The organism is Streptomyces sp. R21 (assembly GCF_041051975.1).
Classification (GTDB): Bacteria; Actinomycetota; Actinomycetes; order Streptomycetales; family Streptomycetaceae; genus Streptomyces.
Window position 1 is genome coordinate 7,481,389 of the sequence record NZ_CP163435.1, and the last position, 23,337, is coordinate 7,504,725.

Annotated in this window: 17 protein-coding genes and 1 tRNA gene; 13 read left to right on the forward strand and 5 right to left on the reverse strand. The window is 69.5% G+C overall.

Translation table 11 applies throughout. The features are described from left to right. Positions 1-34: 34 nt before the first annotated feature. The gene (locus AB5J56_RS33220; protein ID WP_369238091.1) at positions 35-544 is read left to right on the forward strand and encodes a GNAT family N-acetyltransferase; all 510 of its coding nucleotides are present in this window, start codon (positions 35-37) and stop codon (positions 542-544) included. 91 nt (positions 545-635) lie between these two features. Continuing rightward, the gene (locus AB5J56_RS33225) at positions 636-3,698 is read left to right on the forward strand and encodes an endo-alpha-N-acetylgalactosaminidase family protein (protein WP_369238093.1); all 3,063 of its coding nucleotides are present in this window, start codon (positions 636-638) and stop codon (positions 3,696-3,698) included. On the opposite strand, the gene AB5J56_RS33230 is transcribed toward AB5J56_RS33225, so the two are convergent. Continuing rightward, positions 3,584-5,473 carry a beta-galactosidase family protein gene (locus tag AB5J56_RS33230; protein ID WP_369238095.1) on the reverse strand — a complete coding sequence of 630 codons (1,890 nt, stop codon included), beginning with the start codon at positions 5,471-5,473 and terminating at the stop codon, positions 3,584-3,586. The genes AB5J56_RS33225 and AB5J56_RS33230 overlap by 115 nt on opposite strands. Positions 5,474-5,579: 106 nt before the next feature. Here AB5J56_RS33230 and AB5J56_RS33235 point away from each other — a divergent pair, with 106 nt between their 5' ends. From AB5J56_RS33235 to AB5J56_RS33265, 7 genes are all read left to right on the forward strand, one after another. Further along, positions 5,580-6,464, forward strand: a complete 885-nt coding sequence (locus AB5J56_RS33235) for an AraC family transcriptional regulator (protein WP_369238097.1) — start codon at positions 5,580-5,582, stop codon at positions 6,462-6,464. A gap of 11 nt (positions 6,465-6,475) precedes the next feature. Then, a complete protein-coding gene (locus AB5J56_RS33240; RefSeq protein ID WP_369238099.1) occupies positions 6,476-6,808 on the forward strand; it encodes a chorismate mutase in 333 nt (110 codons plus the stop codon). A 137-nt stretch (positions 6,809-6,945) separates the two neighbouring features. After that, a complete protein-coding gene (locus AB5J56_RS33245) occupies positions 6,946-7,473 on the forward strand; it encodes a two-component system response regulator (protein WP_369238101.1) in 528 nt (175 codons plus the stop codon). A 79-nt stretch (positions 7,474-7,552) separates the two neighbouring features. Further along, a complete protein-coding gene (gene pepN, locus AB5J56_RS33250; protein ID WP_369238103.1) occupies positions 7,553-10,045 on the forward strand; it encodes an aminopeptidase N in 2,493 nt (830 codons plus the stop codon). 260 nt (positions 10,046-10,305) lie between these two features. After that, positions 10,306-11,682: an aspartate aminotransferase family protein gene (locus tag AB5J56_RS33255; RefSeq protein ID WP_369238105.1), complete on the forward strand. Its 1,377-nt coding sequence runs from the start codon at positions 10,306-10,308 to the stop codon at positions 11,680-11,682. Then, on the forward strand, positions 11,679-13,100 hold the full coding sequence (locus AB5J56_RS33260) for a lysine N(6)-hydroxylase/L-ornithine N(5)-oxygenase family protein (protein WP_369238107.1): 1,422 nt from the start codon (positions 11,679-11,681) through the stop codon (positions 13,098-13,100). The genes AB5J56_RS33255 and AB5J56_RS33260 overlap by 4 nt, the downstream gene beginning before the upstream one ends. Before the next feature lie 52 nt (positions 13,101-13,152). Continuing rightward, a complete protein-coding gene (locus AB5J56_RS33265) occupies positions 13,153-14,316 on the forward strand; it encodes a GDSL-type esterase/lipase family protein (protein WP_369238109.1) in 1,164 nt (387 codons plus the stop codon). On the opposite strand, the gene AB5J56_RS33270 is transcribed toward AB5J56_RS33265, so the two are convergent. Beyond that, positions 14,313-16,130: a bifunctional UDP-sugar hydrolase/5'-nucleotidase gene (locus AB5J56_RS33270; protein ID WP_369238111.1), complete on the reverse strand. Its 1,818-nt coding sequence runs from the start codon at positions 16,128-16,130 to the stop codon at positions 14,313-14,315. The two genes, AB5J56_RS33265 and AB5J56_RS33270, sit on opposite strands and share 4 nt — an antisense overlap. 149 nt (positions 16,131-16,279) lie before the next feature. On the opposite strand from AB5J56_RS33270, the gene AB5J56_RS33275 reads away from it, so the two are divergent. Together AB5J56_RS33275 and pyk are read left to right on the forward strand one after the other, a co-directional pair. After that, the gene (locus tag AB5J56_RS33275; RefSeq protein ID WP_369238113.1) at positions 16,280-16,990 is read left to right on the forward strand and encodes an SIMPL domain-containing protein; all 711 of its coding nucleotides are present in this window, start codon (positions 16,280-16,282) and stop codon (positions 16,988-16,990) included. 145 nt (positions 16,991-17,135) lie between these two features. Continuing rightward, positions 17,136-18,572, forward strand: coding sequence for a pyruvate kinase (pyk, locus tag AB5J56_RS33280; RefSeq protein ID WP_369238115.1), 1,437 nt, complete (start codon positions 17,136-17,138; stop codon positions 18,570-18,572). A 27-nt stretch (positions 18,573-18,599) separates the two neighbouring features. Here pyk and AB5J56_RS33285 read toward each other — a convergent pair whose 3' ends face one another. From AB5J56_RS33285 to AB5J56_RS33295, 3 genes are all read right to left on the reverse strand, one after another. Continuing rightward, on the reverse strand, positions 18,600-20,711 hold the full coding sequence (locus AB5J56_RS33285) for an acyltransferase family protein (RefSeq protein WP_369238117.1): 2,112 nt from the start codon (positions 20,709-20,711) through the stop codon (positions 18,600-18,602). A 149-nt stretch (positions 20,712-20,860) separates the two neighbouring features. Next, the gene (locus AB5J56_RS33290) at positions 20,861-21,640 is read right to left on the reverse strand and encodes a helix-turn-helix domain-containing protein (RefSeq protein ID WP_369238119.1); all 780 of its coding nucleotides are present in this window, start codon (positions 21,638-21,640) and stop codon (positions 20,861-20,863) included. Between the two features lie 105 nt (positions 21,641-21,745). Beyond that, positions 21,746-21,818: transfer RNA gene (locus tag AB5J56_RS33295), tRNA-Leu, on the reverse strand. A 244-nt stretch (positions 21,819-22,062) separates the two neighbouring features. On the opposite strand from AB5J56_RS33295, the gene AB5J56_RS33300 reads away from it, so the two are divergent. After that, on the forward strand, positions 22,063-22,485 hold the full coding sequence (locus AB5J56_RS33300) for a hypothetical protein (RefSeq protein ID WP_369238121.1): 423 nt from the start codon (positions 22,063-22,065) through the stop codon (positions 22,483-22,485). 132 nt (positions 22,486-22,617) lie between these two features. Further along, positions 22,618-23,274 carry an ANTAR domain-containing response regulator gene (locus AB5J56_RS33305; protein ID WP_369238123.1) on the forward strand — a complete coding sequence of 219 codons (657 nt, stop codon included), beginning with the start codon at positions 22,618-22,620 and terminating at the stop codon, positions 23,272-23,274. The last annotated feature ends 63 nt before the right edge of the window (positions 23,275-23,337 follow it).

Here is a 23,337-nt window from a genome sequence, read left to right on the forward strand (position 1 = left end):
CTGCGGGGTCCCGCACACTGGGATACTGCGTCCCATGAGCATGGATCACCAGCCGGGAAACGTGGAGCAACAGCCCGCCGTCACCGCGTCGTTGCAGGTGGGCGACAAGGACGAGGCCCTGGAGGAGCGGCTCGACGACGAGCTGACTGCCTTCAACGCACAGGCGACCGGCGCCGGTACGCCGACCCCTCTCTCGGTCCGTGTCACCGACGACGCGGGCGAACTCGTCGGTGGACTCACCGCCTGGATCTGGGGCGGCTGCTGCGCCGTCGACATGCTGTGGGTGCGTGCGGACCAACGGCACGCGGGCTGGGGAAGCAGGCTGCTGACCGCGGCCGAGGAGGAGGCCGCCCGGCGCGGCTGCACCGAGGCGATCGTGTCGTCCTTCACCTTCCAGGCCCCGGACTTCTACCGCGGCCACGGCTATCGCGAGACGGGCCGCACCGAGGGCATCCCGGGCGGCCACCAGGACGTGCACCTGCACAAGCTGCTGGCGCCCGCGGAAGGTCAGCCCCCGCCCCGCGCTCCGCGCCCCGCCCGTTAGTCCAACTCCTGCCCCTCCTTTGTCCATGGGCGCCCGCGCCCCCGGCGGCGCAAGGTGACGTGCACCGAACGCCGCCTTGAGGAGGAGCGTCTTGCAGCCGTCAGACACGTTCGCCCCCAGCCGCAGAGCCGTCGTCGCGGGGACCGCCGCGGCCGGGATCGGGGCCGTACTCGGCGTCGCCGGTACCGCCTCGGCGGCCCCCGGCGAGGAAGCCGTGATCCGCTCCGACGCCCTCGACGTCCGCGTGGCCACCGGCTTCCCGCGGATCGTCTCCTACACCGACCGTGCCACCGGTGCCGTCCTGCACGGCCAGGAGGACGAGATCACGGCCATCCTGATCGACGGCACCCCGCGCACCCCCGCGGTCACCTCGACGATGCCCGGCGATGACACGGCCGCCTACCGCCTCGCCTTCGACGGCGGCACCACCATCGACGTGGAGATCGCTGTGACGGGCCGTCAGGTCCTCTGGCGCGTCACGCGGATCGCCGACACCACCGCCCTGCCCGTCGGCACCCTGCAGATCCCCGGCCTCGCCCTGCTCTCCGTGCGCAGTGACCAGCCCGGCGCCCAACTGCTCGCCGCCCGCATCCAGTTGGACAAGGCGAAGAGCGGCGACACCCTCGTCGTACCGGCCGCGGACACCCCGGCCGAGGCCCCCACCGGATGCGCGTACGCCGTCGTCGCGCACGCCGGGCTCGGCGGCGCCGTCGAGACGAACACCGTGTACGACAAGCCGGACAGCGCGGCGGGCACCACCTGGGAGAACGGCCGGCTCTGGCGGCAGACGGTCCGGGCGGACGGCTACGTCAAGGCGCAGCTCTCCCCGGGCCAGTGGACCCACCGCGCGGCGACCGCCTCCGACACGGAGCCGCTGCCGTACGCAACGGTGATCGTGACCGGTGACCGGGGCGGCGACGGCGTCGTCGACTGGCAGGACGCCGCGATCGCCTTCCGCGACATCATGGTGACCCCGCTCGGCGCCGACGAGCAGTACCTGAGGGTCGTCCCGCACATCCCCTTCAACTTCGCCTCGCAGGCGACCAATCCGTTCCTCGCCACCCTCGACAACGTCAAGCGGATCTCCCTGGCGACCGACGGGCTGCGGCAGTTCACCCTCCTGAAGGGCTACCAGTCCGAGGGCCACGACTCCGCGCACCCCGACTACGCGGGCAACCACAACAAGCGCGCGGGCGGCCTCGACGACCTCAACACCCTGGTCAGGGAAGGCCGGAAGTGGAACAGCGACTTCGCCGTCCACGTCAACGCCACCGAGTCCTATCCCGTCGCCCACGCCTTCTCCGAGACCCTCGTCGACAAGACCGACGAGCAGTGGGACTGGCTCGACCAGAGCTACCGCATCGACCAGCGCCGGGACCTGGTCTCCGGTGACATCGTCAAGCGCTTCGCCGACCTGCGCGCGGAGGCCGATCCCGCCCTCAACTCCCTCTACATCGACGTCTTCCGCGAGTCCGGCTGGACCTCCGACCGCCTCCAGCGCGCCCTGCGCGAACAGGGCTGGCACGTCACCTCCGAGTGGGCCCACGGCCTGGAGCGCTCCTCCCTGTGGTCGCACTGGGCGACCGAGACCGACTACGGCCCCGACACCTCCCGCGGCATCAACTCCCGGCTGATCCGCTTCGTCCGCAACCACCAGAAGGACGTCTTCGCCGACAAGTGGCCGACCCTGCTGGGCATCGCCCGCATGGGCAACTTCGAGGGCTGGACCGGCAAGACCGACTGGACCTACTTCCACGACCTGATCTGGACCGACTCACTGCCCGCCAAGTACCTCCAGGCGTACCCGATCAAGACCTGGGGCGAGCACGAGATCACCTTCTTCGGACAGGGCGCGACCTCCGTGTCCGACGCCGACGGCACCCGTCGCATCACCACCGACGGACGGCTCGTCTACGCCGACGGCACCTATCTCCTGCCCTGGGAACCCCGCAGGGCCACCAAGCTGTACCACTACAACCCCCGGGGCGGCAGCACCAGTTGGCGACTCCCGCGCGCCTGGGAGGGCCTGTCCCGGGTGGCCCTGTACCGGCTCACCGACCAGGGACGGGTGTTCCTGAAGTACGTCCCCGTCGGCGGCGGCAGCGTCACCCTCGACGCGGCTCCGAAGCAGCCGTACGTCCTCTACCGCACCCGAGTCCCCGAAGCCCCCGACCCCTCCTGGGGCCAGGCGACCCCACTGCACGACCCGGGCTTCAACTCCGGCTCCCTGAAGGGCTGGACGGTCGGCGGACCCGCCTCCGTGCAGCTGAGCGGACTCGGCGATTACGAGCTGGTGATCGCCTCCGGCGGCGCCGCACGGGTCGGCCGGCGCCTGACTCGCCTCGCCCCCGGCACCTACGCCGCCTCCGTCCAGGTCGAGGTGGGGGAGAAGGCCGGCGACACCCGCAGGGCCGCGCTGGAGATCCGTACCGCCGACGGGGTCACGGCCGTCAACTGGACCGAGACGTCCACCTCGGGCAACTACGTCGCCGCCGACCGCAAGCACGGCACCCGATTCCAGCGGATGTTCACCTGGTTCACCGTGCCCGAGGGCGGCGGCCCCGTCGACCTCACGCTGCGCGCCGACGCCGGGCGGGCCCGCGTGCGCTTCGACAACCTGCGCGTCGTGCCCGCGCGGCGCTCGACGAAGCAAGGCGCCCTCGTCTTCGAGGACTTCGAGAACGTCCCCCAGGGCTGGGGCCTCTTCGTGAAGGGCGACGCGGGCGGCGCCACCGACCCGCGCACCCACATCGCCCAGCGGCACGCGACCTTCACCCAGCGCGGCTGGAACGGCAAGGCCATCGACGACATCATCGACGGCTCCGAATCCCTCAAGTCCCGGGGCGAGAACGACGGTCTGGTCTACCGGACCGTGCCGCACACCGTCCGCTTCCGGCCGGGCACCCGCTACCGGGTCACCTTCCGCTACGAGAACGAGAAGGCCGGACAGTACGCCTGGATCACCGCCGTCGACACCCCCGCCACCCGTGAGCTGGACCGCCGGGACCTCCCGGCGGCCACCGAACCCACCGAACTGGCCTACGAGTTCACCGCTCCCGACAAGGGCGAGGCCTGGGTGGGCCTGCGCAAGACCGGCGACGACGGCACCGCGGAGTTCGCACTCGACTCCTTCGAGGTCGTCGAGGTCCCCTGAGAGGTCTTCCCAAGCTCCGGGGCCTCCTGAAGCCCCGGAGACTGCTGAGGCTCCGGAGCCTGCTGGAGCTCCAGCACCCACACCTCGTTGGCGCCCTCCCGCAGCACGGGCCCCGGAACGTACAGGCTCGTCTGTGGGCCCGCCGACCAGTAGCGGCCCAGGTTGAACCCGTTGATCCACACGAACCCCCGCGTCCAGCCCGGGAGTTCGAGCAGGGCGTCCCCGGCGCCCGACACCGTGACGGTGCCGCGGTACAGGCCGGGGGCGCCGCCCTCGGGCAGTACGCCGAAGGGCACCTCCTCGACCCCGGCGTCGAACGCGTCCAGGCGCAGCCCCCGCGCCCGCACGCCGTGCAGATACTGCCGCTCGTGCAGCACACCCCCGGCGATGCCCTTCGACTCGCCGGTGCGCGGCCCGTAGTTGACCCTCCCCAGCGACTCCACCCACAGCTCCACCCGCGCGGGCCCCGTGACAGGCTCCTTGAGCTCGGCCGCGTCCTCGGTCAGCACCCCGGCCGCGACCCCGTCGACGTACACCGTCGCGAGATCCCGCAGTCCGCGCACGGTCAGCGGATACGGCTGCCGCGGTCCGGGCACCTCGAACGTGTAGCGGACCAGACCCCGGTCCACGTCCAGCTCCTCGAAGGTCGGCGGGACGGGGTGCACGGCGTCCGGACCGCCGAGCGTGTCCAGTACGGCGTCCAGGGGCGCCCACGCGGTGAGTTCGACCGCGGCGGACGCGTCCAGCACGGGCGGGGCGGGCGGCACGTCGGGCAGCGGGCCGTCGGCGTACGCGGCGAGGACCTCGCGGAAGTGCCAGAACTTCTCGGTGGCGCGCCCGAGTTCGTCGATCGGCGCGTCGTAGTCGTAGGAGGTCACGTCCGGCTCCAGCGGGCCGTCGTGCAGCGCCCCGCCGCCCCGGTTGGCCCCCGCCCAGCCCGCGAAGTTCGTGCCCCCGTGCGCCATGTAGAGGTTGACGGAGGCCCCGCACTCCAGGATCTCCCGCAGCGCGTCCGCCGCGTCCCGGGCGTCCCGTACGACATGGTCGGCGCCCCAGTGGTCGAACCAGCCGCACCAGAACTCCATGCACATCAGCGGACCTTCGGGCCGGTGCCGGCGCAGCGTCTCGAAGCCCGCGCGCGCGTCGGAGCCGAAGTTCGCGGTCGCCAGGATCCCGGGAATCGAACCGCCGGTGAGCATGTGGTCCTCGGGCCCGTCCGAGGTGAACAGCGGGACACCCACCCCCTGCGCGCGCAGCAGGTCGGCCAGCCACCGCAGATACACCTGGTCCGAGCCGTAGCTGCCGTACTCGTTCTCGACCTGCACCATGATCACCGGACCGCCACGGCCGAACTGCCGCGGCACGATCTCCCGCAGCAGCCGCCCGAACCAGCGCTCCACATGCGCCAGATACCGCTCGTCCCGCGTACGCACCCGGGCGCCCAGCTCACCGGTCAGCCAGTGCGGCAGCCCGCCGTTCTCCCACTCGGCGCAGATGTACGGCCCCGGCCGCACGATCGCCCACAGCCCGGCGTTCCGCGCCGCGTCCAGGAAGCGGCCCAGCTGCTCCACCTCCCGGAAGTCGCCCGGACGCGGCTCGTGGAGGTTCCACGGAACGTATGTCTCCACACAGTTGAGGCCCATCGCCCGCAGCATCCCGAGCCGGTGCCCCCACTGCTCCTCGTGCACCCGGAAGTAGTGCAGCGCGCCGGACAGCAGCCGCACCGGCCGCCCGTCCAGCAGAAAATCCGTGTCCCCCACCGTGAACTCGCTCATGCGCCCACCTTCACCCCTGGCGAAGGCCCCGTCCATGGACAAAGATCGGCACTGATTGGACGCAGCACACACCCCACGACCACCGGGCAGGACGGGAGGAAACCGGATGTACCACACCTGGATGCGGTATTTCACTCCCGGCCCCGCCCACCACCGGCTCGGCCTCGCCTGCCTCGGCGTCGGCCTGCAGTACGGGGAACTGCCCACCGTCGGACCGCGCACCCTCGACCACCACGTCGCCGTCGTCATCAGCGCGGGCGGCGGCTGGTTCCAGGGCCCCGACGGGCGCCGCCAGAAGGTCACCGCACCCGCCCTGATCTGGCTCGTCCCCGGCGTCCCGCACCACTACGGCCCCGACCCCGGCTGGGACGAGTGCTTCGTCGACTTCACCGGGCCCGCCACAGCCACGTACACCGAACTCGGCTACATCGAACCCGACCGGCCCGTCGTCCCCCTCTCCGACGCCGCGGGCGCCCGCGCCACCGTCGGCCGCATCGCCCGCGCCGCCCGCCGCGGCAACCCCCTCCTCGAAGTCGAGACCGGAGCCGCCGTCCACGAACTGCTCGTCGTGCTGCGCCGCGCCCGCTCCGACACCGCCCCCGACGGCCACCAGGTCCTCCAGGCCCTCGCCCGCGACGCCTTCAAGCCACTGTCCGTCGCCGAACACGCGGCCCTGCACGGCATGACCCCCGCCGAACTGCGCGCCGCCGTCCGCCGCGGCGCCGGATGCAGCCCCAAGGACTACCTCCTCGGCATCCGCCTCGGCCGCGCCAAGGAACTCCTCGCCGCCACCGAACTCCCCGTTGCCGCCGTCGCCCGCCGCGTCGGCTACGACGACCCCGCCTACTTCTCCCGCCTGTTCAACCGCCGCGTCGGCATGGCCCCGGTCCGCTTCCGCGCCCAGCAGGGCCGCACCGTCCCCGGCGGCTGGAGCAACCGCATCCCCGATCCGGACGATCCGCCGATGATCGAGCGCCCGCCCGACCCGTAGGGTGGACGCCCATGACCACCAGCAACAACCACGCCGTCGACCCCGCCGTCCGCGCCGAACTCGCCCGGCTGCGCGACAGCATCGACAACATCGACGCCGCCGTCGTCCACATGCTCGCCGAGCGCTTCAAGTGCACCCAGCAGGTCGGCCACCTCAAGGCCAACCACGCACTGCCGCCCGCCGATCCGGACCGCGAGGCCCAGCAGATCGCCCGGCTGCGCAGCCTCGCCGAGAACGCCAAACTCGACCCGGCCTTCGCGGAGAAACTCCTCAACTTCATCATCGCCGAGGTCATCCGCCACCACGAACGCATCGCGGACGACACCGCGACCCCCGGCGAGTGACAACGCCGGTACCGGGGGAGTGACAGCGCGCCCTTCGGCGTGCATCCTTCGCTGAGCACTCCTTGTCAGGCCGTGAGCACACGCCGTGAGGCGGTCCGGGCTTAAGCTGGTTTGTCCAAACGAGGGGACGTCGGGCAATGCCGTCGGATGCCAAGATCCTCATCGTCGACGACCATGAGGACACGCTGTACGCGCTGGAAAGCGCCCTGACCCCGCTCGGCTACCTCGTGGCCCGGGCGACCAGCGGCGACGATGCGCTCAAGGAAGTCCTGCGCGGCCAGGTGGGGCTGCTCCTGCTCGACGTCCGCATGCCCGGCGTCAGCGGCCTCGAGGTCGTCCGCTATATGCGGCGTCTGGAGCAGACCCAGCACATCCCCGTCCTCCTGCTCACCGGCTTCGGCCCGGACACCCGGCTCACCACCACCGCCTTCCGCCTCGGCGTCGCCGACCTGATCATGAAACCCATAGACCCGTGGACCCTGCGCACCAAGGTCCGCTACCTCTACGACGCCCACCAGCGCCAGCAGGCCATGGAACGCGAACTGCGCGAACTGCGTGCGCTGGTGAGGGAACGGACCCCACACCCCGTCCTGGAGCACCCCGACGCCCGCGTCCCCTTTCAGCGAGAAGCCCGCAACGGAAAGCTGAAACAGGATCGGACGTAAACAGCGGCAGAGACAAGGACATAAGGCGCATAGAGGTCAGCCTCTGTGCCCTGTCCGAGCCATCGGGCAGCATGGCCCCATGTCCGTACTGACGCGCGACGAAGCGCAGACCCGTGCCCAGCTCCTCGATGTCCACCACTACGGGATCGAACTCGACCTCACCGTCGGCGACGAGACCTTCGACTCGCGCACCGTCATCCGCTTCACCGCCGCAGCGGACGCGGACACCTTCGTCGAGCTGAAGCCCGCCGAACTCCGCTTCGTCACCCTCGACGGGAACCCCCTCGACCCCGAGACCCTCGTCGAGAACCGGCTGCCGCTGAAGAACCTCACCGCGGGCGAGCACGAACTGCACGTCGACGCCACGATGCGCTACTCGCGCACCGGCGAGGGCATGCACCGCTTCACCGACCCCACCGACGGCGAGACCTACGTCTACACCCAGCTGTTCATGGAAGACGTCCAGCGCGTCTTCGCCGCCTTCGACCAGCCCGACCTGAAGTCCGTCTTCGAGCTGACCGTCAAGGCCCCCGCCGGCTGGACCGTCCTCGCCAACAGCGTCACCGAACACCTCGGCGACGGCCTGTGGAAGGCCGCCCCCACCCCCCTCATCTCCACCTACCTCGTCGCCGTCGCCGCCGGCCCCTGGCACTCCGTACGCACCGAGCACCGCGGCCTGCCCTTCGGCATCCACTGCCGCCGCTCCCTCGCCCCCCACCTCGACGCGGACGCCGACGAAATCCTCGACATCACCCGCGCCTGCTACGACCGCTACCACGAGAAGTTCGACGAGCCCTACCCCTTCGACTCCTACGACCAGGCGTTCGTCCCCGAGTTCAACGCCGGCGCCATGGAGAACCCCGGCCTCGTCACCTTCCGCGACGAGTTCGTCTACCGCTCCGCCGTCACCGACACCGAACGCCAGACCCGCGCCATGGTCATCGCCCACGAAATGGCCCACATGTGGTTCGGCGACCTCGTCACCCTGCGCTGGTGGGACGACATCTGGCTCAACGAGTCCTTCGCCGAGTACATGGGCTACCAGACCCTCATCGAAGCCACCCGCTTCACAGGTACCTGGACCGAGTTCGGCGTCACCCGCAAACCCTGGGGCTACGACGCCGACCAGCGCCCCTCCACCCACCCCGTCGCCCCCGACCCCGACGCCGTCCCCGACACCGCCTCCGCGATGCTCAACTTCGACGGCATCTCCTACGCCAAGGGCGCCTCCGCACTACGGCAACTGGTGACCTGGCTCGGCGAGAAGGCCTTCCTCGCCGGCATCAACACCCACTTCGCCCGCCACAAGTTCGCCAACGCCACCCTCGCCGACTTCATCGACTCCCTCGCCTCGGGCACCGAACGCGACGTCCACGCCTGGGCCGACACCTGGCTGCGCACCACCGGCGTCGACACCCTCACCCCGCGCCTCGACCGCGCCGACGACGGCACCCGCACCCTCACCGTCGACCACCACGGCAGCCGCCCCCACCGCATCTCCGTCGGCCTCTACGACCAGGACGACACCGACGGCGGACGCCTCACCCTCCGCGACCGCCTCGAACTCGACATCCCCCAGACCGACGGACCCCAGCCCATCGGCAAACGCCCCGCACTGCTCCTCCTCAACGACCAGGACCTGTCGTACACGAAGGTCCGCTTCGACCCCGACTCCTTCCAGACCGTCACCGCCGCCCTGTCCGGCCTGCCCGACCCGCTGACCCGCGCCGTCATCTGGAACGCCCTGCGCGACGCCGTACGCGACGGCGAACTCCCCGCCCTCGCCTATGTGGAGACCGCCCGCGCCCACCTCCCGCGCGAGACCGACCTCGCCCTCGTCCAGGGCGTGCTGGCCTTCGCCGCCACCCAGGTCGCCGACCGCTACCTCCCGGCCGTGGACCGCCCCGCCGCCCTCGCCACCCTCACCGACCTGTGCCGCGACCTGATCCGCCGCACCGAGGACGGCTCCCACCCCGGCCTGCGCCTGATCGCCGTACGCCACTACATCGACGTCGCGACCCGGCCCGACACCATCAACTCCTGGTTCTCCGAGGGCACCGTGCCCGGCGGCCCGGAACTCGACCCCGAGCTGCGCTGGCGCATCCTCGGCCGCCTCGCCGTCCTCGGCGCCATCGACGACGCCGTCATCGACGCCGAACTCGTCCAGGACCCCAGCGCCAGCGGCCAGGAAGGCGCCGCCCGCTGCCGCGCCGCCCTGCCCGACCCCCAGGCCAAGCGGAAGGCCTGGGAGGACATGTTCACCACCGACGACCTCTCCAACTACCTGTTCACCGCCACCGCCCAGGGCTTCTGGCAGCCCGAACAGGCCGACCTGCTCAAGGGGTACGTCGAGCGGTACTGGACCGACGCGGTCGCCGTCGCCGCCCGCCGCGGCCCCGCCATCGCCGAGGCCGCCGGCCGCTGGGCCTTCCCCGCCCACGCCGTCTCCACCGAGACCCTCCGCCAGGGCGAGACCTGCCTGAACGAGGCCGACCCCATCCCCGCCCTGCGCCGCAAACTCGCCGACCAACTCGACGACCTGGCACGGGCGTTGAAGGTCAGGGAGGGCTAGCACCAGCTAAGTCGACGGGGGCTGATCGCCTGCGAACCGCGCCCCATAAGGGGCGCGGGGAACTGCGCGACCAGCCCCCACCGGCCCGCGGAAAAAGAACCGCATCACCGCGGAGCGCCTAGCACCTCCGTCCGCGCCGCACATTTCCTCCGCACCGCAGTACCCCCTTTCGGGTCGGATCGTTGTCCTGACCGGGCGCGCCGAACCGAAACGCGTACAGGCTTGGATTCCCCCCTGCCGCGCGCCCCGGAGGACACCCCATGAGCACGCCGCCGCCTCTCGCTTCCGGCCCTGAAGGCCCCGACGCACTGCGGCCGTTGCTCGACACCGTCCTCGACGCCCTCGGCGAAGGATGGACGGCACGCGGCGGCCCGCTGCCCGCAGGAGGGCCCGAAGCCGTCGCCCGCGCGGTGCGCGAAGGGGTCGGTGACGTCCTGCCCGAACACGGCAGCGACGACGCCCTGAGCACCCTCGTACGGATCCTCGCCGTCGGCGCCGCCGACCCCGCCCACCCCCTGTGCGCCGCCCACCTGCACTGCCCGCCCCTCGCCGTCGCCACCGCAGCCGACCTCGCCGCGAGCGCCCTCAACCCGTCCCTGGACTCCTGGGACCAGGCCCCCGCCGCCTCCGAACTCGAAGCCCTGGTCACCCGCGCACTCGCCCAACAGGTGGGCGCCGCCGAGGCCCTCGTCACCACCGGCGGCACCGAAGCCAACCAACTCGCCCTGCTCCTCGCCCGCGAGAACCGCGAGACACACAGAACCGTGCAACTCGTCTGCGGCGCCGGCGCCCACCACTCACTGCACCGCGCCGCCTGGCTCCTCGGCCTGCCCGACCCCGTCGTCGTGCCCGCCCCCGCAGGAACGATGGACCTCGCCGCCCTCGACGAAGCCCTCACCCACCTGCGCGGCCCCCGCGGCTCCCTCCTCGTCGCCGCCACCGCCGGCACCACCGACGCCGGACTCATCGACCCGCTGCCCGACATCGCCGACCTGTGCGCAGCCCACGGCGCCCGCCTCCACATCGACGCCGCCTACGGCGGAGGCCTCCTCTTCAGCGACCGCCACCGCCCCAAGCTCGACGGACTCGACCGCGCCCACACCGTCACCCTCGACCTGCACAAACTCGGCTGGCAACCCGTCGCCGCAGGCCTCCTCACCGTCCGCGACCCGGGAGACCTGCGCCCCCTCGCCCACCGCGCCGACTACCTCAACGCCGACGACGACACCGAAGCCGGCCTGCCCGACCTCCTCGGCCGCTCCCTGCGCACCACCCGACGCCCCGACATCCTCAAAATCGCCGTCACCCTGAAGACCCTCGGCCGCACCGGCATCGGCGCACTCGTCGACCAAGTCTGCGACCAGGCACACGAGTTCGCCGATCTCGTCGAAGCCCACCCGCACTTCGAGCTCTACGACCGGCCCACCATCAGCACCGTCCTCTTCCGGCCCGCCCAGGCCCCGGACGACGCCGTCGCCGACGTACGCCGCACCCTCCTCCACGAAGGCCACGCCGTCCTCGGCCGCGCCCGGCTCGACGGCCGCCTCTGGCTCAAGGCCACCCTCCTCAACCCGCACACCCGGCCCGGCGACCTGGCCGCACTTCTGAAACTGGTGGAAGGACACACCCCCCGATGAACCCGACGCCCACCCCCACACGCCAAGAACCCGAAGCACCCCGCGACCTGGTGGGCATCGGCATCGGCCCCTTCAACCTCTCCCTCGCCGCCCTCGCCCACCCCCTCACCCAACTCGACACCGTCTTCTACGAACAACGCCCCGGCTTCGACTGGCACCCCGGTCTCATGGTCGACGGCGCCACCCTCCAAGTGCCCTTCCTCGCCGACCTGGTCACCCTCGCCGACCCCGCCAGCCCCTGGTCCTTCCTCAACTACCTCAAAACCCTCGGCCGCCTCTTCCCCTTCTACTTCGCCGAGCGCTTCCACATCCAGCGCGCCGAATACGACGCCTACTGCCGCTGGGTCGCCGGCAGCCTCCCCGGACTCCACTTCGCCCACCAGGTCGACGCCGTCCGCTGGAACCCCGAACGTGACGTCTTCGAAGTCGACTTCACCCAACTCGACACCGACGGCGAAGCCGAAGCACTCGGCCGCGCCTACACCCGCAACATCGTCCTCGGCGTCGGCACCGCCCCCCACATCCCCGAACCCCTCAAACCCCTCGTCGAAGCCCCCGGCGTGCCCGTCATCCACGCCGCGGACTACCTCGCCCACCGCGAGAAGTTCCTCACCGCCGAGCACATCACCGTCATCGGCGCCGGACAGTCGGGCGCCGAGGTCTTCCTCGACCTCCTCAGAAACCGCCCCGCCGGACGCGAGAGAATCCACTGGCTCGCCCGCACCGAGGCCTTCGCCCCCATGGAGTACTCCAAGCTCGGCCTGGAACACTTCACCCCCGACTACACCCGCTACTTCCACGCCCTCACCGAGCCCGTCCGCGACCACCTCGTCGCCACCCAATGGCAGCTCCACAAAGGCATCGACGCCGACACCCTCGCCGCCATCCACGACGAGCTCTACCGCCGCACCCTGCACGGCGGCTGGCCCGACGCCGTCCTCACCCCCGGCGTCCGCGTCCGCACCGCCGGCCGCGTCGCCACCACCAAGGTCGAACTCCATCTGGAACACATCCAGCAAGGCGCCCGCTCCCGCCTCACCACCGACGCCGTCGTCCTCGCCACCGGCTACCGCGAACGCCCCCTCGGCCGCATCCTCGCCGGACTCGACCCCTACCTCCGCCGCGACAGCAGCGAACGCCCCCGCATCGACGACCAGTTCCGCCTCGTCCTCGACCCCGCCGTCACCGGCCACGCCTACGTCCAGAACGCCGAACTCCACACCCACGGCGTAGGCGCCCCCGACCTCGGCCTCGCCGCCTGGCGCAGCGCCACCATCCTCAACTCCCTCACCGGCAAGGACCCCTACCCCCTCCCCGGACGCACCGCCTTCACCACCTTCGGCCTCGAACCCCACCCGCAGATCCCGCCCGCCCGGCAGACCGCAGGGACCCTCACCCCACTGGTCAACGAACGGTAAAGAAGCGCCGAAGGGCGGAACAGGCAGCGATCACCACGATGTTGGGCCAGCCATGACCACCACATGGACCGCCGCCCACCGCTCCGCCGTCATCAACCCCCACGAGACCGTCAAGCTCTTCGAACCCCGCGGCTTCAACGACCAGACCGTCCGCCAGGCCGTACGACCGGCCGGCGCGGGCACCGCCTACCGGATCCGCCTCAGCAACCGCTACGGAAAAGAACCCCTGCACATCGGCGGGGCCCATACGGCCGCACGCACCGAAGGCCACGGCATCGACGTCTCCACGGACACCGCGCTGCTCTTCGCCGGTGCCACCGCCGTCACCATCCCCGTCGGCGAGGAGATCATCAGCGACCCGGTCGAGCGGGCCGTCGGCGCGGGGGAGGAACTCGTCGTCAGCCTGTACCTGCCCGGGGACACCGGACTCACCACCTTCAGCGGCGTGCCCTACGACATCGGACACGCCGCCCCCGGCGATCAACTCAGTGCCCAAGTCCTCGAAAACTCAGAGGAGTTGGCGACCGGCCACTTCCTCACCGGAGTCGACGTCCGCACACCCGAAGGCACCCGCATCGCCGTCGCCTTCGGGGACTCCTGGATCGAAGGCGCCTTCACCACCCCCGGCACCGACAACAGCTTCCCCGGCCAGCTCAGCCGCCGCCTCACCCACGGCTGGGTCGTCAACACCGGCATCTCCGGCAACCGTCTGCTCACCGACGAGATCGGCGAACACCTCCTCGCCCGCATCGAGCACGACGTCCTCGCCGTCCCCGGCGTCAGCCACGTCCTGACCCACATCGGGCTCAACGACCTCGGCCTGCCCGGATTCAGCTCCTACCCCGAACCCGGCACCCTGCCCACCGCCGCCGACCTCATCGCCGGGCTCACCACCCTCGCCGACCGCCTCCACGCCGCCGGACTCACCGTCATCGGCTCCACCATCGGCCCCTACGGCGGCACCATCTACGACGGCTACGACAGCGAAGCCGGCCAGGCCGTACGCCGCGACGTCAACACCTGGCTCCTCGGCGACAACCACCCCTTCGACGCGATCACCGACATCGCCGCCGCCGTCGCGGACCCGGCCCAGCCCGACCGGATCCGCGAGGAGTTCAACGCCGGCGACGGCCTCCACGTCAACGACGCCGGCGCAAAAGCCATCGCCGACGCCGTTGACGTAACCCTGCTGGACCTGGAGAAGACGCAGCTCTAGAACACCGGCGTGCCGTTGCGCGTCAGCTTCCAGTCCACCGACGCGAAGTCCTTCGGGTCCAGCGTGCCCTTCGCCGTCACCCACTCCGCGATCCGCGTCCGGATCTCCGTCGACTCCGACCACACCTCCTTGGCGGACGCGACGTGCGGGAACGCACCGCCACCGTTCGCCCGGTAGTTGTTCACCGCCAGCACGAACTGCTGTGCGTCATCCAGCGCAGCACCGTTGTAGGAGAGGTTCTTGATCCGCGCACCGGCCGCCTGAGCGATGTCGATGTCGTACTGGAAACCCGACACATAGTCGTAGTTGTAGTCCGGGCGGCCGCCCGCGTTGGTCAGCTTCTCCACATCGACCACCGCGTCGGCGGCCGTCTGCACGAAGTACTCCGCCGAATACTCCAGGTACGCCCGCACCTGAGCACCCGTCAGCACCTTCGCGACCAGCGTGTTGTCGTACACGTACAGACCCGACAGATCCCGGATCGTCACGTCACCGGCCGGAATCTGAGACGTACGCGAGAACGGCGACGCCTGCGCGATCACCGGCAGCGACGCGTACTCCGTACCCGCCAACGCCGCCTTGACCACGTCCTCCTGCACCTTGGTGATCAGGTCGATGATCGGGGCGTCCTTGTAACGGGCGTCCACCGTCGTCAGCGTCTCCGTAGCGCTACCGACCACCTGGTTGACGTACTTCACGACGATCGCGTGCTCGTCCGCCAGCAGCTTCGTGATCTTCGGATCGTCCGCCACCGCATTCGAGTTCAGCACCTTCGACGCCACCGACTCGACCGACCAACGCCCCTTCGCGAACGTCAACTCCACGTCGAACACCGACAGCCGCTCCGCATACGCCAGCGGCTCCGACAGCACGACCGTCTTCCCCGACTTCTCGTTCGTGACCTTCAACTCCGGGATCTCCACATGCGCGTGACCCACCAGAATCGCGTCGATCCCCGGCACCTTCTGCGCCACCAGCGCCGCCGAGTTCTCCACATACGGCAACTGGTCACCGTAGGAAGACGTCCCCGACGACCCGCTGTGCGCGGACACGACCACCACGTCCGCACCCATCGACCGCAGCTTCGGCACCCACTTCGCCGCCTGCTCCTCAAGCCCCGGGAACGTCAACTTCCCCTGCACATACGCCTTGTCCCAGATCGCGATACCCGGGTTCGTCAGCCCCAGCACAGCCACCTTCACCGGCGGAGCGCCCTTCACACGGAACGTCTTGATGAAGTACGGCGGGAAAGCGGGCTTCAGCGTCTTCGCGTCCAGCGCGTTCGCACCGAGAAGCGGGAAACGACACTGCGACTCGAACTTCCGCAGCGTCTCGATGCCGTAGTTGAACTCATGGTTGCCGAGCGCCGCCGCGTCGAACCCGATCGCGTTCATCGCCTGCGCCATCGGGTGCACCGGACCACCCTTCGCGGTGATCGGGTCCACCTTCGCGTAGTAGTACGTCAGCGGAGTGCCCTGGATCGTGTCACCCGCGTCCAGCAGCAGCGTGTTGCACCGCCCCTTCTCCGCGCGGACCTGCTCCACCAGCGTCGAGATCCGCGCCAGCCCCTGCGCGTTGCCCGCCTTGTCCGAATACTCCGCATTCTTGAAGTAGTCCCAGTTGAAGACATGACCGTGCAGATCGGTCGTGCCCATCACGGTCAGCGAATACCGCTTCGGACCTCGCGCCGCAGCCACGCCGGAGCCCGAGGCCTCCGCCGCCTGGGCGGCAGGAGCCGCGACCGCGCCGGCCAGCGCGACACCCGCCCCGGTCGCAGCGGACTTCTTCAGGAACTTCCGACGGTTCAACGGCATCTCTGGTACTCCTCCGGAAACGGTCAACGACGCGCGTAGATTCTGACCCACCCACCCCACCCTGAACAGGTCCAGGAGGTTTCTTTCTGATGACCGGCGGGCAACCCAACCCGCCCCCGGCAAAGACCCGGGGTGACAGAGTGGGACGTATGGCACCCACCGCAGAGGAACCCCGCCCCCACCTCCCCTACGGCACCCCCGACGCACCCCGCATCGCCGTCCGCGGCGAAGCCCACCTCGAAGTCGACCCCGAACTCGCCCGCATCGGCATCACCGTCGCCGCCCGCGGCAAAGACCGCCGCACCGCCCTCGACGACCTCACCCGCCGCAACACCACCACCCTCGACCTCATCAAAACCTACGGAGACGCCGTCGAACGCCTCGAAACCGGCGCCTTCTCCATCACCCCCGAACTCCGCGAACACGGCCGCGGCGAACGCGTCCGCGCCTACCTCGGACGCGTCCACATCACCGCCGAACTCACCGACTTCACCGCCCTCGGCGAACTCACCACCCGCCTCGCCGACCTCGACATCACCCGCGTCGACGGCCCCTGGTGGGCCCTGCGCCCCGACTCACCCGCCCACCGCGAAGCCCGACAGAAAGCAGTCCACGAAGCCGTCCAACGCGCCCGCGAATACGCCGAAGCCCTCGGCACCACCCTCGCCGCCCTCGTCGAAATCGCCGACATCGGCGCCGAGAACGCCCAACCCGGCCAATCCGCCCCCCGCATGCGCTCCATGGCCTACGGCGCAGCCACCGAGGACACCGCCCCCGCACCCCTCGACCTCGAACCCCAGCGCCAACACGTCTACGCCCAGGTCAACGCCCGCTTCACCATGACACCGCCAAGACTCTGACGACCGATCAACTGTCACCTCTCGAATGCTCATCGGAGCACCCGCGCGCACAATTCAACACTTGTCAATAACCCTTCACCGAAAGGTTGTTGAGTGGTCATGCAGGGCCAATTACCTACCGATCGGTAAGGCCTAGGCTCAAACCATGCGCCGAGCAAAAATCGTCTGTACATTGGGCCCCGCCACCGACTCCTACGACCAGATCAAAGCCCTGGTCGAAGCCGGAATGGACGTAGCCCGCCTCAACCTCAGCCACGGCACCTACGCCGAACACGAGGAGCGCTACCACCGCGTGCGAAAGGCCTCCGACGAGACCGGCCGCAGCGTCGGAATCCTCGCCGACCTTCAAGGCCCGAAGATCCGACTCGGCCGCTTCACCGAAGGCCCCGTACTCCTTGAACGCGGAGACACCTTCACCATCACCGTCGAGGACAACGCCCAAGGCGACCGCCAAACCTGCGGAACCACCTACAAAGGCCTCGCAGACGACGTCACCCCCGGCGAACGCATCCTCGTCGACGACGGCAAAGTCTGCCTCGAAGTCACCACCATCGACGGCCCCCGCGTCCACACCACCGTCGTCGAAGGCGGCATGGTCTCCGACCACAAGGGACTCAACCTCCCCGGAGTCGCCGTCTCCGTCCCCGCCCTCTCCGACAAGGACGAAGCAGACCTCCGCTGGGCCCTGCGCACCGGCGCCGACGTCATCGCCCTCTCCTTCGTCCGCAGCGGCAAGGACATCGAGGACGTCCACCGCATCATGGACGAGGAGGGACACAGGCTGCCGGTCATCGCCAAGGTGGAGAAGCCGCAGGCAGTGGAGGCGATCGACGACATCGTCGCCGCCTTCGACGGCATCATGGTCGCCCGCGGAGACCTCGGCGTCGAAATGCCCCTGGAACAGGTCCCGATCGTCCAGAAGCGCACCATCAAGCTGGCGAAACGCAACGCCAAGCCGGTGATCGTGGCGACCCAGATGCTCGACTCGATGATCGACAACTCCCGCCCGACACGCGCGGAGGCGAGCGACGTGGCGAACGCCGTCATCGACGGCACGGACGCCGTGATGCTCTCCGGCGAGACCAGCGTCGGCAAATACCCCATCGAAACCGTCCGCACCATGGCGAAGATCGTCGAGGCCGCCGAGGAGGACATCCTCGCCAAAGGCCTCCCGCCCCTGACAGAACGCAACAAGCCCCGCACCCAAGGCGGCGCCGTAGCCCGCGCAGCCGCCGAAATGGGCGACTTCCTCGGCGCCAAGTTCCTCGTCGCCTTCACCCAGTCCGGCGACACCGTCCGCCGCCTCTCCCGCTACCGGTCACCCATCCCACTGCTGGCCTTCACCCCGGTCCCGGCCACCCGCTCCCAACTCAACCTGACCTGGGGCGTCGAGACGTTCCTCGGCCCGCACGTCGACTCCACGGACGCGATGGTCGACCAGGTCGACGAGCTGCTGCTCAAGTACGGCCGCTGCCAGAAGGGCGACATCGTCGTCATCACCGCCGGCTCCCCGCCCGGCGTCTCCGGCTCCACCAACCTCGTACGCGTCCACCACATCGGCGAGGACGACAGCCCCAAGTAGGGGTGCCCACCCGATGCTCCAGCGCGTTCAGCGCGCACCCACGAGACGATCCAACGACGGCGCCAGAACCGGGGCAAGCGCCTCGGCATACGCCTCCGAGAGATGGCTGTCGTCGCGATAGACCGCGGTGTTGCCCACGACCACCGGGCAGACGCCGGTACGCGGGGCACAGACCCACGAGGCGGGATCGATCACCGCCGCGTCCGACGCGGACGCGGCGGCACGGACGGCCGCACTGCGGGTCACGTCACGAGCCGGATCCGGCAAGTGTTTGGCGCAGGCGCGCAGTTGCATGGAGTTCCGAGCCGCGCAATCGATCGGATCCCCCTTGGGCCAAGGAGTGTCCAGCAGCGCGGCCACCCGAGCGCCGGAAGCGCCCAGGGCACGGAACGTGCTCTCGAAACCGGCGGTCCACTGGCCGAGGAGATCGGCGGCGGGCCGGGCCGGATCACCGGCGTCCGAGGACGACACGACGACCAGAGCGGGGCGCAGGGCCTTGATCCTCGCCACGGCGTCGGCGCGCCAGGTGTCACAGGCGGTATACGGCTTGTGATCGGCCACGATGGTCACGTCGGCGACCTTGCAGGACGCCTTCGTCAACGAGACCAGCCTCCACCCGCGTGCGGTCGCGAGCCGTTCCAAGGCCGGGAACCACTGGGCCGCATGGGAGTCGCCGAAGAGGACGACCGTACGCGAGGACGTCCGGTCACCGTAGACACAGGGCCGGGTGCGAGTGGCGGCGTAAGCGCTGTGACAGCCGTCCCGGTAGACCGCGGAGCGGGAGGACTTCACCTCCGTCAGGGGCAGGGCGAGATTGCTCGGCAGGGCAGTGGGCGACGACGCCAGGAGCTCGGTGAGACGGGCCTGCGGGGCCGGTGCAGCGGAGAGTGCCTCCGCCAGCGCGGGCGCGGGATCCCCCACCTCGATCGTCGGCGGCACCGCCCTCGCCGTCAGAGCCAACGCCGCAGCACTCGCCGACAGCACCACCCCTAGAGCCAAAGCACGCCCGGGACGCCTACGGAAGTCCCGGTGAAAGCGAACCGGATTCTCGACAAGGCGCTGGGTCAGCCACGCCAGACCCAGCGCCGCCGCGCACAGCCCCAACGCCAGCGGCACCTCGGCCCTGCCGTCGGCACGGCCCAACGCCGCGGGAGCAATGACCAACAACGGCCAGTGCCACAGATACCAGCCGTACGAAAGCCCCCCGAGCCACACCAGCGGACGCCGCCCCAGCAGCCACCCCACGCCGTACGAGGCGGGCGCACCGCCACCCGCCAGGACGAGCACAGCGCCGACAACCGGCAGAAGGGCGCGGTAACCGGGGAACGGCGTCCCGTCGTCGAACCAGACCGCCGCCAACGCGACGCACGCCAGACCGAGCCAGCTCAGCGCCCCCGCGAGGACACCGGGCAGCCCCTCCAACCGACCGGCGGCCAACGCCAGCAACGCACCGACGCCCAACTCCCAGCCCCGAGTGAGGGAGCCGAAGTACGCCCAGGGCGCCGAGGAGCCCGTCACCAGAACCCCCTCCGCGAACGACCCCAGACACAGCACCCCAAGCGGCACCGCAACCAGTCGCCGCCGACCGCGAGCCACCCGCCACGTGAGCACCAGGAGCAGCGGCCACACCACGTAGAACTGCTCCTCCACCGCGAGCGACCAGAAATGCTGGAACGGCGACGGCGGACTGTTCTGCGCCAGATAATCCGTACCGGCCGCCGCCAGCCGGAAATTGACCCCGTACAGCGCACTGGCGAGCGCATCACCCGCATACTCGGCCAACCGCGCCTTCGACAGAAACAGCCACGCCCCGCCCACCGTGACGGCGATGACCAGAGACGACGCAGGAAGCAGCCGCAACGCCCGGCGAGCGTAGAAGGAACGCACCGACACCCGACCGGTGGCGGCGAGTTCACGCACCAGCAACGACGTGATGAGGGACCCGGAAATCACAAAGAAGACGTCGACCCCGACATAACCACCGCCGACCTGTGACACCCCGGCGTGCGACAGAACCACCAGCCCTACGGCCACCGCGCGCAGCCCCTGGATGTCGAGCCGCAGGGCGTGACCTCGGCGCGGTGCGGATCTGCCGCTCGCCGGAACGGTACGTGTCTCGGCGGACGTGATGCTCGGCATCAGCGGGTGACTCCTCGGGGCGACAGACATGCTTCGACGTAGAGGATCTGTCCTGCCCCCACCCAGAGTTCCGCCGTTGCCACTTCAACTTCGCGTCACTGGCAAAGGTTCAACAACGCGAAACCATCGGTTCACCGCCATGAAAGAGCTCAGTATTTGGGGCCTACGTGGGCGTCCATGAGGGCTACGGAGGCCTTTCGGGCGACCGAGATGTTGTACGGATTCCCGTGGCGCGTGCAGTGCGTCCACTGGATGCCGAGCCTGTCGAGAGTGTCGGTGTAAAGCTGGCGGATGTCGTCGGAGACGTTGGTGAAGAAGTACCGGGGATACTCGTAGCGCTTGCGTTCGCCGCCGATGACCTTCTCGGTCCAGTTGGTGATCCGGCAGCCGTCGGAGTGGATGAGCCCGCGGATGAATTCCCAGGGGTGAGCGTCGACGATGTCCTGCTGCCAGGGTTCGAGGACAATCGAGCGTTCGTGCTTCTTCCCGGGCCCATGCTGGGGAAACATGCAGGTCCAGTGCTTGGTGTAGGACTTCACCTCGGTGCAGCCTGGCTTATTGCGCTGCCGGACGCTGGGTAGCGGCATCACTTTGCGCATGGCACCTTCGGCGGCTGCGATCAGGCCTGTCTGCGTGGCGTTGCAGAAGATGGACAAGTGATGCTGCTTGCGCTTCGAGATGATGTGGCCGTCACCGAGGTAGAGGCCGAGCAAGTAGGCGTACGCGACCGTGTCGAAGTCACGGGCGGTGCACCGAGGACAGTCCGTCGGCTGCTCGTAGGTTTCGCCGTGCGCTCTGCGATCTTCGCTGCGCCACCAGCCGACGGTCCCACGGGGGACATTCAGGCGCTCCGCGACCACGCGGTTAGGGGTGCCCTGGCGCATAAGTGCGACTGCTTGGACGCGAATCGAAGGACTGTGCTGTTCCATACGGCCACTCTGCGAGAGTGATCGCGATGACACGCAGCAAAAAGCGGATGTTCACGAGAAGGTGGACATCCGCTTTCAGTGGCGACCTTCAAATCGAAGGAAAAGTGCCCCGGGTGGGATTCGAACCCACGCTGTCGGTGGTTTGAGCACCGTGTCTCTTCCGCTGGACTACCGGGGCTTCCTGTAAAACAAAGGTTGGCGGTCACCCGCCGCGTCACCACCTTACCGCAGCCACGTGTGCCCTTGGGAGCAGCGGCTGCAGTAGATCGTGCCCTCCCGCGGCTGCCGAGGCGCCGGGCGCCCTCCATCCGCACCCCGCCCCCAGCCCCCAACTCCCTGCAATAGCAAACCGGTTGACATCCCGATCACCCGTGCTGTGTCATCTCTCCGCGATCGAACAGTGGAGCGAAGGGGAACTCTCTATGAAGCTGAAGCGACTGGCACAGGTCGGACTGGCGCTGGCGGCGAGCGTGATCATGGTCGGGGGGATGGAGGGCTCCGCCTCCGCGAGCGGGCTCAACGTGTCCGTCAACAAGAGCTGGGGCACCACGACGTTCTACCCGGACGGTGACTGGCTCTACATCTTCGACACCGACGCCGACGGCTACTCGGTGCACGGCAAGATCCAGCAGCTCGTCTGTGCCAACGTCGGCTGCGACGGTTACGTCTGGACGGACCTGCGCACCGGCTGTTACGACACCACCAGCATCGGCGACAACGGCTCCGAGATCCGCCAGTGCAACTACGACATCACCGAGAACATCACGGTGCGCGCGTGCGAGGCCCGCTACAGCGACGGCACCCGCTACGGCGACTGGTACTGCAGCAACGAGACCAAGTCCTGATTCCGGGCGATCCCCACGCCTACGGGGCCGGGCCGCATCGCATAGGTGCGGCCCGGGAAACCTGCGCGGTCACGGCACTGGGTAGTCTCTAGGGTGCAGCACCCCGCCCTGCCTGGAACAAGGAGCGCCCCCGTGACCGCCCCCGAGTCGCCCCAGCCCGTGGACGCGCCCGACGACGACAAGTCGCACGTGCCTCCGCTGACGACCCGTGTCGTCATCGCCGAGGACGAGGCGCTGATTCGTCTCGACCTCAAAGAGATGCTCGAAGAAGAGGGCTACACCGTCGTAGGTGAGGCGGGCGACGGCGAGCAGGCCGTCGAGCTGGCCCGTGAGCACCGCCCGGACCTCGTCATTCTCGATGTGAAGATGCCGAAGCTCGACGGTATCTCGGCGGCGGAGAAGATCGCCGAGGAGAGCATCGCGCCGGTGCTGATGCTCACGGCGTTCTCGCAGCGCGATCTTGTCGAGCGTGCGCGTGACGCGGGTGCGATGGCGTACCTGGTGAAGCCGTTCAGCAAGAGCGATGTCGTGCCCGCCATCGAGATGGCCGTGTCCCGCTTCACGGAGTTGAAGGCGCTGGAGAAGGAGATCGAGGATCTCACTCAGCGGCTGGAGACGCGGAAGCTGGTGGACCGGGCGAAGTCGGTCCTGCAGACGGAGTACGGGCTGACGGAGCCGGCCGCGTTCCGGTGGATCCAGAAGACGTCGATGGACCGGCGTATGTCGATGCAGCAGGTCGCTGAGGCGGTCATTCAGGACGCCGAGGAGAAGAAGTCCGCGAAGGGCTGACCAGGAGAGTTGTACGTACGAGGAGGCCCGTACCCCTGCCCAGGGGTACGGGCCTCCTCGTAT